This window comes from Sulfitobacter sp. 1A15299, assembly GCF_043556915.1.
Taxonomy (GTDB): Bacteria; Pseudomonadota; Alphaproteobacteria; order Rhodobacterales; family Rhodobacteraceae; genus Sulfitobacter.
In genome coordinates this window covers 243,307-257,862 of the sequence record NZ_JBIFFJ010000001.1, presented here as the reverse complement: position 1 = coordinate 257,862, position 14,556 = coordinate 243,307, and the positions used below count along the sequence as shown (strand labels likewise).

The 14,556-nt window shown below is 61.5% G+C and carries 12 protein-coding genes and 1 pseudogene; 7 read left to right on the top strand and 6 right to left on the bottom strand.

The features are described 5' to 3' along the window. Positions 1-12 precede the first annotated feature (12 nt). Positions 13-912 carry a ParB/RepB/Spo0J family partition protein gene (locus ACGYK7_RS01180; RefSeq protein ID WP_067267864.1) on the top strand — a complete coding sequence of 300 codons (900 nt, stop codon included), beginning with the start codon at positions 13-15 and terminating at the stop codon, positions 910-912. On the opposite strand, the gene hemW is transcribed toward ACGYK7_RS01180, so the two are convergent. The 3 genes from hemW to rph are packed head-to-tail and all read right to left on the bottom strand — an operon-like array spanning position 909 to position 3,377. After that, a complete protein-coding gene (gene hemW / locus ACGYK7_RS01175; RefSeq protein WP_394398238.1) occupies positions 909-2,063 on the bottom strand; it encodes a radical SAM family heme chaperone HemW in 1,155 nt (384 codons plus the stop codon). The genes ACGYK7_RS01180 and hemW overlap by 4 nt on opposite strands. Continuing rightward, entirely contained in the window at positions 2,056-2,667 is a 612-nt protein-coding gene (rdgB, locus tag ACGYK7_RS01170) for an RdgB/HAM1 family non-canonical purine NTP pyrophosphatase (protein ID WP_271688631.1), read from the bottom strand. Before rdgB ends, hemW begins: the two co-directional genes overlap by 8 nt. After that, complete coding sequence (gene rph / locus ACGYK7_RS01165; RefSeq protein WP_394398236.1) at positions 2,664-3,377, bottom strand: ribonuclease PH; 714 nt, start codon at positions 3,375-3,377, stop codon at positions 2,664-2,666. Before rph ends, rdgB begins: the two co-directional genes overlap by 4 nt. Positions 3,378-3,487: 110 nt before the next feature. Between rph and hrcA the strand changes: the two genes are divergently transcribed. After that, complete coding sequence (hrcA, locus tag ACGYK7_RS01160) at positions 3,488-4,552, top strand: heat-inducible transcriptional repressor HrcA (RefSeq protein ID WP_394398234.1); 1,065 nt, start codon at positions 3,488-3,490, stop codon at positions 4,550-4,552. Between the two features lie 9 nt (positions 4,553-4,561). Then, positions 4,562-5,125, top strand: a complete 564-nt coding sequence (locus tag ACGYK7_RS01155; protein WP_067267873.1) for a nucleotide exchange factor GrpE — start codon at positions 4,562-4,564, stop codon at positions 5,123-5,125. 31 nt (positions 5,126-5,156) lie between these two features. Here the strand turns inward: ACGYK7_RS01155 and mutS are convergent, their stop codons facing one another. Beyond that, on the bottom strand, positions 5,157-7,778 hold the full coding sequence (mutS, locus tag ACGYK7_RS01150; RefSeq protein ID WP_394398904.1) for a DNA mismatch repair protein MutS: 2,622 nt from the start codon (positions 7,776-7,778) through the stop codon (positions 5,157-5,159). Between the two features lie 192 nt (positions 7,779-7,970). Here mutS and ACGYK7_RS01145 point away from each other — a divergent pair, with 192 nt between their 5' ends. Continuing rightward, a complete protein-coding gene (locus ACGYK7_RS01145; RefSeq protein WP_394398232.1) occupies positions 7,971-10,229 on the top strand; it encodes an NADP-dependent malic enzyme in 2,259 nt (752 codons plus the stop codon). Further along, positions 10,229-11,104 (top strand): ribokinase, encoded by an 876-nt coding sequence (locus tag ACGYK7_RS01140; RefSeq protein WP_394398230.1) that lies wholly within the window; start codon positions 10,229-10,231, stop codon positions 11,102-11,104. The genes ACGYK7_RS01145 and ACGYK7_RS01140 overlap by 1 nt, the downstream gene beginning before the upstream one ends. 14 nt (positions 11,105-11,118) lie before the next feature. On the opposite strand, the pseudogene msrA reads toward ACGYK7_RS01140, so the two are convergent. After that, a pseudogene (gene msrA / locus ACGYK7_RS01135) lies at positions 11,119-11,785 on the bottom strand (peptide-methionine (S)-S-oxide reductase MsrA). A gap of 154 nt (positions 11,786-11,939) precedes the next feature. On the opposite strand from msrA, the gene ACGYK7_RS01130 reads away from it, so the two are divergent. Continuing rightward, entirely contained in the window at positions 11,940-12,638 is a 699-nt protein-coding gene (locus tag ACGYK7_RS01130) for an HAD family hydrolase (RefSeq protein WP_394398228.1), read from the top strand. Between the two features lie 67 nt (positions 12,639-12,705). Then, positions 12,706-13,119 carry a hypothetical protein gene (locus ACGYK7_RS01125; protein WP_394398226.1) on the top strand — a complete coding sequence of 138 codons (414 nt, stop codon included), beginning with the start codon at positions 12,706-12,708 and terminating at the stop codon, positions 13,117-13,119. A 141-nt stretch (positions 13,120-13,260) separates the two neighbouring features. On the opposite strand, the gene ACGYK7_RS01120 is transcribed toward ACGYK7_RS01125, so the two are convergent. Then, positions 13,261-14,487, bottom strand: a complete 1,227-nt coding sequence (locus tag ACGYK7_RS01120; RefSeq protein WP_394398224.1) for an argininosuccinate synthase — start codon at positions 14,485-14,487, stop codon at positions 13,261-13,263. Between the last annotated feature and the right edge of the window lie 69 nt (positions 14,488-14,556).

Genomic DNA, 14,556 nt, shown 5'->3' with positions numbered 1-14,556 from the left:
TAAGGTGGCAGTATGGCAGACAAACAAGAGCGGAAACGGGGCCTCGGCCGGGGGCTTTCGGCCCTGATGGCGGATGTAGCGGAGACAGAGAGCGTGGCCGCCAAGGGGGCCGCGGCGGCGGAGCAGTTCGTTCCGATCGAGCGGATCAAACCGAACCCGGACCAGCCGCGTAAGCGATTTGAGCAAGAGCACCTTGACGATCTTGCGGCCTCGATCAAAGAAAAGGGGGTCATTCAGCCCCTGATCGTTCGTGCGCTGGCCGATGGCAATTTCGAGATTGTCGCAGGCGAGCGGCGTTGGCGGGCCTCGCAGATTGCGAAGGTCCATAGCCTTCCGGTGATCGTGCGCGAGTTCACCGATGTCGAGGTGCTCGAAGTTGCGATCATCGAGAACATTCAGCGGGCAGATCTGAACTCGGTCGAAGAGGCGGCAGGCTATCGTCAGTTGATGGATAAGTTTGGCCATACCCAGGAAAAGATGGCCGAAGCGCTCGGCAAAAGCCGGAGCCATATTGCGAACCTATTGCGTCTTTTGAACCTGCCAGATCCGGTCCAGGAGATGGTGCGCCAGAATGAGTTGAGCGCGGGCCATGCGCGGGCACTGATTCCAGCGAAGGATCCGCTGAAACTTGCGCAACAGGTCATTAAGGGCGGTCTTTCCGTCCGCGCAACCGAGGCTTTGGTCAAGAAAGATCAGGCCGGCGAGCGCGGTAATATGGTAAATAAAGAGCGTCTCTCGCAGCGTCCAGAGAAAGATGCCGATACCCAGGCTCTTGAAGGTGATCTGTCAGCGAACCTGGGTATGAAGGTCAGTTTGGACCACAAACCGGGTCAGGAAGCAGGTAAGGTGACCTTGCACTATACCACGCTTGACCAGTTGGATGAGATTTGCCGCTTGCTGGGTGGATCTTAAGGCAGAAGCGTTTCGATCACGGCGTTTAAGAGTATCACGCCCTGATCTGAAACGATTAATCTGTCTTTCACCCGTGTTGCCATGCCGATCTCTTGCAGGTGTTTGACGGCTTTGTCGTCAATTTCATGCCCGGCAATGTCGGCGTAGCGGGCGAGGTCGACGCCTTCTTTAAGGCGCAAGCCCATGAGGAGAAACTCGGTCGCCTGTTCGCTACGGCTCAGGGCGGTTCGGGGTTTCTCCGCTTCGCCTTTTGCGACACCGTCGAGCCACCGCTGTGGATTGCTATAGGCAACCGTCGCGAGTTTCACACCGTTTAGCGTCAGCCGCCCATGGGCGCCGGGACCGATGCCGATATAGTCACCATAGCGCCAATAGATCAGGTTGTGACGCGATTGGGCGCCATCCCGGGCGTGGTTCGACACCTCGTAAGCGGGCATACCCATGTCATTGCAAATGTCCTGGGTCAGGGTGAACATATCCGCGCCGAGATCCTCGTCGGGCAGGCCGCGTAGTTTCCCACGGGCGTAGCGATCGCCAAAGGCGGTGCCCTGTTCGATCGTAAGCTGATAGAGTGAAATATGGTCTATCGCGAGTGATAAAGCCTGTTTTAACTCGGCTTCCCAATCCGCGGCGGATTGGTCTTGCCGCCCGTATATCAGATCGAAGCTCACACGGTCGAAGGTATTACGGGCGATGTCAAAAGCAGTCATCGCTTCTTTCGCCGAATGCAGGCGGCCCAAACGTTTGAGATCGGGATCGTTCAGCGCCTGAATGCCCATCGACACGCGGGACACACCAGCCTGCCGATAGGCGGCGAAGCGCCCGGCTTCGACCGAGCCGGGATTGGCTTCGAGGGTGATTTCCAGATCGTTCGCCGTAGGCCAATGGCGCCGGATCGCGCTGATGATGTCTGCAACGACATCGGGATCCATCAGACTGGGCGTGCCGCCGCCGAAGAAGACCGCATTAAGTACGCGGCCCGGTGTCTCATCCGCAGCGCGCTGAAGCTCGGCAAGATAGGCATCCCGCCAAGCGGCTTGGTCGATCTGGCGGCTAACGTGGCTGTTAAAGTCGCAATAGGGACATTTCGCCTCGCAAAATGGCCAATGGATATAAAGGCCGAAGCCGCCCTGTTGCCAATCTTCAGCCAAAACAGCCCGCAATCAGTTTCGCAAAGGCATCGGCGCGGTGGCTGATGCTGTTCTTTTGCTCGGCGTCCATTTCGGCAAAGGTGACCTCATGGCCATCAGGTTGAAACATCGGGTCATAGCCGTGACCCTGTTCGCCGCGCATCGGCCAAACCAACGTGCCGTTTACCTTGCCCGCGAAGACTTCATCATGACCATCGGGCCATGCCAGTACCAGCGTCGCGCAGAAACGGGCACGGCGGGGGTGGGGGGCGTTCTTTTCTTCCAGTAGGTTGCGCGTCTTGGTCATGGCCATGACAAAGTCGCGGCCATTCTCCGTTTCGGCCCAATCGGCGGTATAGACGCCGGGCGCATTGTCGAGTGCTTCGACCTCGATGCCGGAATCGTCGGCGAGCGCGGGCAGGCCGGTCGCCTTTGCGGCGGCATGGGCTTTGATGCGGGCATTGCCGACGAAAGTTGTCTCAGTCTCTTCCGGTTCAGGCAGGTTCATCTCTGCCGCGCCGACCACCTCGACCCCGTGGGGGGCGAAGAGTTGACGCATTTCAGCCAGTTTGCCCGCGTTGTGGGTGGCGATGAGAATGCGATTTTCAGTGAACTTGCGGGTCATGCGGTAACCGATTTTTGGATGGAGGCCAGTTCGCCGACCCCTTTCTCGGCCAGGTCCATCAGCTGGTTCATCTGATCGCGCGTGTAGGTAGAGCCTTCGGCGCTCATCTGCACTTCGATCAGCTTGCCGGAACCGGTCATGATGAAGTTGCCATCGACGCCCGCCTCGGAATCCTCGGGGTAGTCGAGATCGAGCACCGGCTGGCCTGCGTAGATGCCGCAGCTTACCGCCGCGACCGGATCGACCAGCGGGTCAGAGACGACATCGCCCGCTTTCATCAGCTTGTTCACCGCCAGACGCAGCGCGATCCAACCGCCGGTGATCGACGCGCAGCGGGTGCCGCCATCGGCTTGCAGCACGTCACAATCGACGGTGATCTGACGCTCGCCCAAAGCGGAACGGTCAACGCCGGCACGCAGGGCGCGCCCGATCAGGCGCTGGATCTCGACCGTGCGGCCCCCTTGCTTGCCTGATGCAGCTTCACGGCGCATCCGCGTATTGGTGGCGCGAGGCAACATGCCATATTCCGCGGTGACCCAGCCCAGACCGGAGCCTTTGATGAAGGGCGGCACGCGGTCTTCGATCGTTGCGGTGCAGAGCACATGGGTATCGCCCATTTTGATCAGGGCCGACCCTTCGGCATGTTTGGTGAAACCTGTCTCGATCGAGACGGCGCGCATTTCATCGAGTTTCCGGCCAGAGGGACGCATGACATATCCTTTTTGATGTTGCCCGGGGATACCGCCCCATAAGGCTTTGATGCAACCCCGATTGACGTTTGCCCGGCTTGTACCTTTATTAGACAAGAGAGCGAGCACCGATGAAAAACACGCCTGAATTACTGAAAGACATGAATGACCGATCCCGCGAAGTGTTTCGCCGGGTGGTCGAAGGCTATCTGGAAAGTGGCGATCCGGTGGGGTCGCGCACGCTGACACGGGACTTCAGTGAGAAGGTCTCGGCGGCGACGATCCGCAATGTGATGCAGGATCTCGAATATATGGGGCTGCTCGACAGCCCCCATGTTTCAGCCGGGCGCATTCCAACGCAATTGGGGCTGCGGATGTTCGTCGATGGAATGATCGAGATCGGCGATCCAACGGAGCTTGACCGCGAAAAGATCGACGCGACACTGGGCAATAACTCCTCTGATGTCGGCGGGCTTTTGGATCGGATCGGTTCGGCCCTGTCAGGTGTCACCCATGGCGCCTCCCTCGTGTTGACGCCGAAACACGAAGCGCCGATCAAACATATCGAGTTCGTCTCTCTTTCGCCAGATAGAGCCTTGGTCGTGCTTGTTTTCTCCGATGGCCATGTGGAGAACCGGCTGTTCACGCCGCCACCCGGGCAGACCCCCAGTTCGATGCGTGAGGCGGCGAACTTCCTGAATGCTTTCGTCGAAGGCAAAACCCTCAGCGAATTGCAGCGCAGCATCAAGCAAGAGATCGCCAAGCGCCGTCAGGAGATCGACGTTCTGGCGCAGCAGCTTGTCGAAAGCGGGGCGGTGCTATGGGACGCGGAAGGGGAGCATTCAGAGCGTTTGATCGTGCGCGGCCGCTCGAATCTGCTGGGCGGTGAGGCGGAGGCCGAGGACCTTGAGCGCATCCGAAGCCTTTTCGACGATCTTGAGCGCAAGCGGGACATCGCCGAATTCCTCGAACTGGCCGAAGATGGGGACGGTGTGCGCATTTTTATCGGCTCGGAAAACAAACTTTTCTCACTTTCGGGTTCCTCTCTGGTCGTTTCCCCTTATATGAACGCTGATCGTAAGGTGATCGGCGCCGTGGGTGTCATTGGCCCGACACGCTTAAATTATGGACGTATCGTGCCGATTGTGAACTACACGGCACAACTGGTGGGAAAGCTGATTTCCGACCGGAACTAGAGGTGGAACATGGCAGAGCCGAAAGAAAACGACTTTTTGGACGAGATCGACAGCGCCGAAGCTGAAGAATACGCCGAAGACATGGCCGAGATCGACGAAGAAGCCCTTGCGGTTGAGGAACTGCGCGCCGAGCGTGACCAGTACCGCGACCGTTTCATGCGCGCGCTCGCCGACGCCGAGAATGCGCGCAAGCGCTCCGACAAGGACCGTCGCGAGGCCGAGAACTATGGCGGCTCCAAACTGGCCCGTGACATGCTGCCCGTTTACGACAACATGAAACGCGCGCTGGAAACCACCACCGATGAGCAGAAAGAGGCTTTTGGCCCGCTGCTTGAAGGCGTGGAACTGACGATGCGCGAGCTGCTGAACGTCTTCAAGAAGCACGGCATCGAAGTGATCGCACCCGAAGTGGGCGACAAGTTCGACCCCAAGCATCACGAAGCGATGTTCGAAGCGCCAGTGCCCGGCACCGTCGCGGGCGAGATCATTCAGGTCGCCGCCGAAGGCTTCATGCTGCACGACCGTCTGTTGCGTCCGGCGCAGGTTGGCGTGTCTTCGACGCCCGCGAGCTAAGCGCGCAATCAGTCACTTTGGGAGGAGGCGGTCAGGATTTGGCCGCCTCTTTCAGTTTGTAGATCAGCTCAAGCGCCTCGCGCGGGGAGAGTTCATCGGGGATGACCTCTGCCAGTTTCTCTTCGACCGCCGAGGTTTTCGCAGGGGCCGGTTGCGGGGGCGGGCTGGCCGCGAAGAGCGGCAGATCGTCGATCAGCGTCTTTTGTGTGGCCCCGCCTTCGCGTTCGCCTTTCTCCAATGCCTCCAGCACCACGCGGGCGCGGGCGATCACCGGGGCGGGCAGGCCCGCCAGTTGCGCCACCTGCACGCCATAAGACCGATCCGCAGCGCCCTTGCGCACCTCGTGCAGGAAGACGACCTCGCCCTCCCACTCCTTGACCGCCACCGTGGCATTGTCGACCCCCGGCAGCTTGCCGGCCAGCGCCGTCATCTCGTGGTAATGGGTGGCGAACAGTGCCCGGGTCCGGTTCACGTCGTGCAGATGTTCCAGCGTGGCCCAAGCGATCGAGAGCCCGTCATAGGTGGCCGTGCCGCGCCCGATCTCATCGAGGATTACCAGCGCGCGGTCATCGGCCTGGTTGAGGATCGCGGCGGTCTCGACCATTTCCACCATGAAGGTCGAGCGGCCCCGCGCCAGATCGTCCGAGGCCCCGACGCGGCTGAAGAGCTGGCTGACCACGCCGATATGCGCCGAGGTTGCGGGCACGAAGCTGCCCATCTGCGCCATCAGGGCGATCAGCGCGTTCTGCCGCAAAAAGGTCGATTTACCCGCCATGTTCGGGCCGGTGAGCAGCCAGATGTTGGCAGCCTCGCCCTCGGCGCTCAGGTCGCAGTCATTGGCGATGAATGGCTCCCCCGATTGCTGGGTCAAAGCGCGTTCCACGACTGGATGCCGCCCACCTTGGATGTCGAAGGCGCGGGACATATCCACGCGCGGGCGGGTCCAGTTCTCACTCCGGGCGAGGTTGGCCAGACCGGTGGCCAGATCGACTTCGGCCAGCCCGGCAGAGGCTTGTCCGATCTCTGCCGCATGCTCTAGAATAGCGGTCCGAAGGCTTTCGTAGAGCCGCTTTTCGATCTCCTGCGCATGGTTGCCCGCATTGAGGATTTTCGTCTCCAACTCCGACAGTTCGACAGTGGTAAAGCGCACTTGGTTCGCCGTGGTCTGGCGGTGAATAAAGGTCTCTGACAGGGGCGGGTTCAGCATCTTTTCCGCATGGGTCGCGGTGCATTCGACGAAATAGCCCAGCACATTGTTGTGCTTGATCTTCAGCGACGAAATCCCCGTGTCAGAGACGAATTGCTGCTGCATACCGGCAATCACGCTGCGGCCTTCGTCGCGCAGCTCTCGCGCGGCGTCAAGCTCGGCGTCATGGCCGGGGGCGATGAAACCGCCGTCGCGCACCATCAGCGGGGGCTCGGCCACCAGCGCGTGATCCAACAGGTCGATAAGCTCCCCATGGCCCTGCAACCCTTCGGCAGCTTCGCGCAGCAGGTCGGGGAGGTCTTGTTGCGTCAGGCTTTGGTGCAAAGCCTCCGCCTCGATGAGCCCGTTACGGATCGCGGCAAGGTCGCGCGGTCCACCCCGGTCGAGCGAGAGGCGTGACAGTGCCCGGTCGAGATCCGGCACATTGCGCAGACGTTGGCGGATGTCTTCGGAAACGCGGGCATTGTCATAGGCAAAGCTGACCGCATCGGCGCGGGAGGTGACCACATCGACAACGCGCGAGGGGCTTGAGATCCGCCGCTCCAGCAGGCGCGCGCCCCCGGCGGTGACGGTATTGTCCATGATTGACAGCAAAGACCCGGCACGGCCCCCGTTGAGGGAATGGGTAAGCTCCAGATTGCGCCGGGTTGCCGCGTCGATCTGAACGGTGCGGGCCTCTGCCTCTTTCTGGGGCGGGCGGAGCAGGGGCAGCTTGCCACGTTGGGTGATAGTGAGGTACTCTATTACCGCGCCCATGGCCGAGACTTCCGCGCGGTTAAAGCTGCCGAAAGCCTCTAGTGTGGCGATATCAAACAGGTCGCAGACCCGCTTTTCCGCGCTTGTGCTGTCAAAGGCCGAACGGGCCAGACCCGTCAGCGCAATCCCGAAATCAGAGACGACCTCGTGCAATTCCGTTTCTTTCGCCTCTGAGACGATCAGTTCCGACGGGGACAGCCGCGCCAATTCCGGCCCCAGCCGAACCTGCGCCAATGGCATCACATGAAACGCGCCGGTCGAGATATCGACCCAAGCCATCGCGCAGGCGTCGCGCACCTCGGCAAAGGCTGCGAGGTAGTTGTGGCGCCGCGCTTCCAGCAGGCTTTCCTCGGTCAGGGTGCCGGGTGTCACCAGCCGCACCACATCGCGTTTCACGACCGCTTTGTAGCCGCGTTTCTTGGCTTCGGCAGGGCTTTCCATCTGCTCGCAGACCGCCACGCGAAACCCTTTGCGGATCAGCGTCAGCAGGTAGCCTTCGGCGGCATGGACCGGCACGCCGCACATGGCGATATCCTTGCCCTGATGCTTGCCGCGTTTGGTGAGCGCGATGTCCAGCGCCTCGGCGGCGGCCACGGCATCGTCAAAGAACATCTCGTAGAAATCGCCCATGCGGTAGAACAGCAACGCATCCGCGTGGTCCGCTTTAAGCTCGAGATATTGCGCCATCATTGGCGTTACTTTTTCTGTCTGCACGGCTGCCCCCTGTTGCCGCGCGGACCCTACAAAACCCCCCGGCGCAGCGAAAGGGGGTGCGGCGCCTTGGGCGGCCTTTGTCATGCGATTTGCACTGACGCGGGGCTTGCGTTGTGCTGAACTCGGATCGTGGCTAAGAAGATCCCAAAGCAGAAGAAGGGTAATGTCGTGACAAGAAAGAACCGTATCACCTCTGAAGAGGCGCTTGCCTTTCATCTTGAACCGACCCCCGGCAAGTTCGAGATCTCGGCCACCGTTCCGATGACCACGCAGCGCGATCTGAGCCTTGCCTATTCCCCCGGTGTGGCCGTCCCTTGCGAGGCCATCGCCGAGAGCCCCGAGACGGCCTATGACTACACCAACAAGGGCAATCTGGTCGCCGTGATCTCGAACGGGACAGCGGTGTTGGGGCTTGGGAACCTCGGTGCGCTGGCCTCCAAACCGGTGATGGAAGGCAAAGCGGTTCTGTTCAAGCGTTTCGCTGACGTGAACTCCATCGACATCGAGCTCGATACCGAGGACACGGAGGCTTTCATCAACGCCTGCAAGCTGATGGGGCCGACCTTTGGGGGCATCAACCTTGAAGACATCAAGGCGCCTGAGTGTTTCATCATCGAGCAGCGTCTGAAGGAAGAGATGGACATCCCCGTCTTCCACGACGACCAGCACGGCACCGCGGTGATCTGTGCCGCGGGCCTGATCAACGCGCTGCACCTCTCGGGCAAGAAGATCGAGGATGTGCGTATCGTGCTCAACGGCGCGGGGGCTGCGGGCATCGCCTGTCTGGAACTGCTCAAGGCGATGGGCGCGAAACACGACAACTGCATCATGTGCGACACCAAAGGTGTGATCTATCAGGGCCGTACCGAGGGCATGAACCAGTGGAAATCGGCACATGCCGCCAATACAGAGCTGCGCACGCTCGAAGAGGCGATGAAGGGCGCGGATGTCTTCCTTGGCGTCTCGGTCAAAGGGGCGGTGACGCCCGCGATGGTGGCCTACATGGCCGACAACCCGGTGATCTTTGCCATGGCCAACCCGGACCCGGAGATCACCCCCGAAGAGGCGCATGAGGTCCGCATGGATGCCATCGTCGCCACCGGGCGCTCGGATTACCCGAACCAGGTCAACAACGTGCTGGGCTTTCCCTATCTCTTCCGCGGCGCGCTCGATATCCATGCGCGGGCCATCAACGACGAGATGAAGATCGCCTGTGCCCATGCGCTGGCGCAGCTGGCGCGCGAGGATGTGCCGGATGAGGTGGCGCTGGCTTATGGCCGCACGCTGAGCTTCGGCCGCGATTACATCATCCCCACGCCGTTTGACCCGCGCCTCATTCACCGCATTCCGCCCGCCGTGGCCAAGGCGGGGATGGACACCGGGGCCGCGCGGCGCCCGATCATCGACATGGACGCCTATGAGGTCGGGCTGAAATCGCGGATGGACCCAACGGCCAGCATCCTGCGAGGCATCAACGCCCGTGCCCGTGCCAACCAGGCGCGGATGATCTTTGCCGAGGGCGACGACCCGAAGGTCTTGCGCGCGGCGGTCATGTACCAGCGCGCGGGCTTGGGCAAGGCGCTGGTGGTGGGCCGGGAGGACGACGTGCGCGCCAAGCTCGAAGAGGCAGGCATGGCCGACGCGGTGCGCGAGTTGGAGGTGGTGAACGCCGCCAACACCCAGCATCTGGCGACCTATAAGGATTTCCTCTATGGCCGGTTGCAGCGCAAGGGCTTTGACCGCAAGGACATCCACCGTCTTGCCTCGCGCGACCGTCATGTCTTTGCCGCGCTGATGCTGGCACATGGTCATGGCGACGGTCTGGTGACCGGGGCGACCCGCAAGTCGGCGCATGTGCTGGAGCGGCTGAACCACGTTTTCGACGCCAATGCCGAGGCCGGGGCCGCAGGCATCACGGCGCTGCTGCACAAGGGGCGCATCGTCTTTATCGCCGATACCTTGGTGCATGAATGGCCCAATGAGAACGATCTGGCCAATATCGCCGAGAGCGGGGCGCGCGTGGCGCGGCATCTGGGGCTTGAGCCGCGGGTGGCTTTCGTCAGCTTCTCGACCTTCGGCTATCCCGTCTCGGAACGGGCCGAGAAGATGCACCTCGCGCCCGAGGTGCTGGACAAGCGCGGGGTGGATTTCGAATATGAGGGCGAGATGACCGTCGACGTGGCGCTGAACGCGGCCAGTCAGGCGAACTACCCCTTCTCGCGGTTGACGGGGCCGGCGAATATCCTCGTGGTGCCAGCGCGGCACTCGGCCAGCATCTCGGTCAAGCTGATGCAGGAGATGGCGGGGGCGACGGTGATCGGGCCGATCCTCACGGGCCTCGATAAGTCGATTCAGATCTGCTCTTCGACCTCGACGGCGAATGACATCCTTAACATGGCCATTCTCGCGGCCTGTAAGGTGGGCTGATGATCTGGAATCTCGGCTCTATCAACGCGGATAACTTTTATCTGCTGCCCCATCTGCCGGGACCGGGAGAGACCATTTCAGCCCTGAATTTCCGGCAAGGTCTGGGCGGCAAGGGAGCCAATATGTCGGTCGCCGCCGCCCGGGCCGGGACGCGGGTGATGCATGTCGGAGCGCTGGGCGCCGATGGCGGCTGGGCGCTGGAACGGCTGTTGGAATACGGGGTCGAGACGGCGCATATCACCTTGATGGAGGGCGTGACCGGTCACGCCAATATTGCCGTCGATCTGGAGGGGGAGAACAATATCGTCATCTTCCCTGGCACCAATCACGAGATCACCGATGAGATGATCGGTGCCGCGCTGAGCGAGGCATCTTCGGGCGATTGGCTGTTGATGCAGAACGAAACCAACGGGCAGCGGTTCGCGGCACGAACGGCAAAGACCTTGGGCCTACGACTGGCCTATGCTGCCGCCCCCTTCGAAGCGGATGCGGTGACGGCGATCCTTGAACAGATCGACCTATTGGTTCTGAACGAGGTCGAAGCGGCGCAGTTGCGGGCCGCGACAGGGGGCGAGTTGCGGCAGCTGCCGATCGACGACATTGTGGTGACGCTGGGGGCGGGTGGCTGTGAATGGGTCTCTAACAAGGCGCATTTGGTCGAAAGCTTCTCTGCCTATCAGGTCGATGCGGTGGATACGACTGGCGCAGGCGATACTTTCACCGGCTATCTGCTGGCCGGGCTGGACCGGGGGATGACCATGCCGCAGGCGATTGATCTGGCCATGCGCGCCGGGGCCTTGATGGTCACACGCCATGGCACGGCGGATGTGATCCCCGATCTGAAAGAGATCCGGGATCACGATTTTCGCAGCTAGGCTTTCGGGGGCGGTTACTTCACGAAGGGGGCCGCACTGCCCCAAAGCTGTTTCACGCGGGCGTCACGGCCACAGCCCTTGCGGTAGCGTTTGTAGGCGACCGATTTTTTCACGGCCACACCGACACTGCTGAACGCCAGCCGGTCGCTGCTTTTGTAGTAGTCTTGGTGATAATCCTCGGCCGGGTAAAAGGGCGCATCGCCAAGGATCGGCGTCACGACCTTGGTCCCGAGAGCGGCCTGCGCTTCGGCCTTGGCAGCCTCTGCTGCGCTTTTCTGGGTGGGGCTGCCCGCGAAGATCGCGGTGCGGTAGCTTTCACCCCGGTCACAGAATTGCCCGCCCGCATCCGTGGGGTCGATCGAGCGGAAGAAGAGATCAAGCAGCGTCTTGCGACTGACCACATCCGGATCGAATTGGATCTGCACCGCTTCGTAATGGCCAGTGTTGCCGCCGGTGACTTCTTTGTAGGTCGGGGTTCTTGGTGCGGCCTCCGGCAAAGCCCGAGACGGCCTCTTTCACCCCTTTGACGGATTCGAAATCGGCTTCGACGCACCAGAAACAGCCGCCCGCCACCGTCAGCACCTCGGTCTCCGCCGCCGCTGCGGGTCGGTTCTGCGCGGCGAGGCCCAGAGTGATCGCGAGGGTCAAAAGGGCGGGTTTGAACATTGATTTTCGGAACATATCGGTCCTCCTCGGGCCTAGGGTTGCCGCTGGGGCGGAGATAGCGCAAGGCCGGTGCGGGGAAAGTCACGCGCTGGTGAAAGCAATTTACCACTTGGCGAGCGGGCGCGTTCTTTCTAGCGTTCCGGGTTCAACGGCAATGGAGAAGCCTGTCATGCGAATTGCGATGTGGTCAGGGCCGCGCAATCTCAGCACTGCGATGATGTATAGTTTCGGCGCGCGGCAGGATTTCACCGCGATGGATGAACCATTTTACGCGGCCTATCTCAAGGCGACGGGGCTGGATCATCCGATGCGCGACGCGGTTCTGGCGGCGCAGGAGCAAGACCCGGCGCTTGTGCCTCTTGGCTTTGTGCAAGACCGCACCCGGCATCTCTATATGAAACATATGGCGCAGCATATGATCGACGGTTTCCCGCTCAATTGGGCCGAGGACTGCGTGAACATCCACCTGATCCGCCATCCTGCCCGGGTGATCGCGAGCTATGCGGAAAAGCGCGAAGCGCCCGGTTTGGCGGATATCGGATTTGACCGGCAAGTCATGCTCTTTGAACGGTTGGGCGGACTGGTCATCGACAGCGGCGATATCCGCGCGGACCCGGAGGGGATGCTGCGCAGGCTTTGCGCCGCGATCGACTTGCCCTTTGATCCTGCGATGCTGCATTGGCCCGCCGGGCCGCGGGCCGAGGATGGGGTTTGGGCGCCGCATTGGTACGGGGCGATCCACCGCAGCACCGGTTTTGCCGGGCCGGAGGGGGAATTGCCCTTGCTGAAAGGGGCGGAGGCAGAGGTTCTGGATGCCGCCATGCCCTATTATGAACAGTTATTTTCGAGGCGTCTGAAAAATTCCTGAAGAACTTGAAACTTATTTCGCGGTGCTATCGTGACTACGGCGCTATTTCAAACGGAGGGAAAACCAGATGAAAAAATTTGCAAGCACCGCAATCGCCCTGTCCATGATCGCCGGCGGCGCATGGGCGGATGCCCATGCCATGGCCATGGTCGAAGCCTCGGGTCAGGACGTATCGAATGGCGTCGTCACTGCCGATAAGGTGATGGCAGGCGAGAATGGCTGGCTGGTCGTGCACCGCACAGATGCCGATATGAAGCCCGGCCCCGTGGTCGGTTACGCTCCGCTGCGCGCGGGCGAGAACATGGATGTGGTCGCGATCCTGCAAGAGGAGGTGGCTTCGGGCGATATGCTGATGCTCATGGTGCATTCCGAAGATGGCGGCATGAAAACCGGCGTGTTCGAATACACATTGGGCGCCAAGGAAGACGGGCCGATCAAGCCGGATGGGGAACTGGTGATGACGGTCGTCACCGCCGAGTGATCCCATAGGCGATAAAGAGAAAGGCCCGGGCGGGAGCGTCCGGGCCTTTTGCGTTTCTATCCGGGGCTGGCCGCCGGGGGCGCTGCCCCCGGACCCCCGCGGTATTTAAGAAAGGATGAAGGAGGGGGGTTGTCCCGTGCTTCAGCCTTTGCTGCGCTTGTCGCGGGCGGCGAGGAGTTTGAGGCGCAGGGCGTTTAGCTGGATGAAGCCTGCGGCGTCTTTCTGGTCGTAGGCGCCGGCGTCGTCTTCGAAGGTCACATGGGCCTCGGAGTAGAGGCTGTGATCGGACCAGCGCCCGACGGTGCGGACATGGCCCTTGTAGAGCTTCAGGCGCACGGTGCCGGTGACATGGGTTTGGCTCGCGTCGATGGCGGCTTGCAGCATGGTCCGCTCGGGGCTGTACCAAAAGCCGTTGTAGATGAGCTCGGCGTATTTCGGCATCAGCTCGTCCTTGAGGTGCATGGCGCCACGGTCGAGCGTGATGGATTCGATGGCGCGGTGCGCTTCGAGCAGCAGGGTGCCGCCCGGGGTCTCATAGATGCCGCGGGATTTCATGCCGACGAAGCGGCCTTCGACCAGATCGAGGCGGCCGCAGCCGTGTTTGCCGCCAAGCTCGTTGAGTTTGGTCAGGATCGTGGCCGGCGACATGGCTTCGCCGTTGATGCTGACCGCGTCGCCGCGCTCGAACCCGATCTCGACGTATTCGGGCGTGTCGGGGGCATCTTCGGGGTTCACGGTGCGCTGGTAGACGTAATCGGGCGCGTCGACGGCCGGGTCTTCGAGCACCTTGCCTTCGGAGGAGGTGTGCAGCAGGTTGGCGTCGACCGAGAAGGGCGCTTCGCCGCGCTTGTCCTTGGCGATCGGGATCTGGTTCTGCTCGGCGAAGGCCAGAAGCTTGGTGCGGCTCGACAGATCCCATTCGCGCCAGGGGGCGATGACCTTGATGTCGGGGTTCAGCGCATAGGCGGCCAGTTCAAACCGGACCTGATCGTTGCCCTTGCCGGTGGCGCCGTGGGCCACGGCGTCGGCGCCGGTTTCCTCGGCGATCTCGACCAGACGCTTGGAGATCAGCGGGCGGGCGATGGAGGTGCCCAGCAGGTAGAGACCCTCGTAGACCGCATTGGCGCGGAACATCGGGAAGACGAAGTCGCGGACGAATTCCTCGCGCACATCTTCGATGTAGATGTTCTCAGGCGCGATGCCCATCATCTCGGCCTTTTTGCGGGCCGGTTCCAGCTCTTCGCCTTGGCCGAGGTCGGCGGTGAAGGTCACCACCTCGCAGCCGTATTCGGTTTGCAGCCATTTCAGGATGATCGAGGTATCGAGGCCGCCGGAATAGGCAAGCACGACTTTCTTGGGCGCGGACATGACGGGTTTCCTTTCAAGTTCGCCCTGCGAGGTAGCGGTTTTCGCGGGCGCGGGCAAGATTGAAGCCCG

What these genes read in the sequence shown, in the direction of transcription:
- ACGYK7_RS01180 (WP_067267864.1), top strand. Translation starts at nt 13, where the DNA reads ATGGCAGACAAACAAGAGCGGAAACGGGGCCTCGGCCGGGGGCTTTCG.
- rdgB (WP_271688631.1), bottom strand. Translation starts at nt 2,667, where the DNA reads ATGACCCGCAAGTTCACTGAAAATCGCATTCTCATCGCCACCCACAAC.
- rph (WP_394398236.1), bottom strand. Translation starts at nt 3,377, where the DNA reads ATGCGTCCCTCTGGCCGGAAACTCGATGAAATGCGCGCCGTCTCGATC.
- hrcA (WP_394398234.1), top strand. Translation starts at nt 3,488, where the DNA reads ATGAAAAACACGCCTGAATTACTGAAAGACATGAATGACCGATCCCGC.
- ACGYK7_RS01155 (WP_067267873.1), top strand. Translation starts at nt 4,562, where the DNA reads ATGGCAGAGCCGAAAGAAAACGACTTTTTGGACGAGATCGACAGCGCC.
- mutS (WP_394398904.1), bottom strand. Translation starts at nt 7,778, where the DNA reads ATGATGGCGCAATATCTCGAGCTTAAAGCGGACCACGCGGATGCGTTG.
- ACGYK7_RS01140 (WP_394398230.1), top strand. Translation starts at nt 10,229, where the DNA reads ATGATCTGGAATCTCGGCTCTATCAACGCGGATAACTTTTATCTGCTG.
- ACGYK7_RS01130 (WP_394398228.1), top strand. Translation starts at nt 11,940, where the DNA reads ATGCGAATTGCGATGTGGTCAGGGCCGCGCAATCTCAGCACTGCGATG.
- ACGYK7_RS01125 (WP_394398226.1), top strand. Translation starts at nt 12,706, where the DNA reads ATGAAAAAATTTGCAAGCACCGCAATCGCCCTGTCCATGATCGCCGGC.
- ACGYK7_RS01120 (WP_394398224.1), bottom strand. Translation starts at nt 14,487, where the DNA reads ATGTCCGCGCCCAAGAAAGTCGTGCTTGCCTATTCCGGCGGCCTCGAT.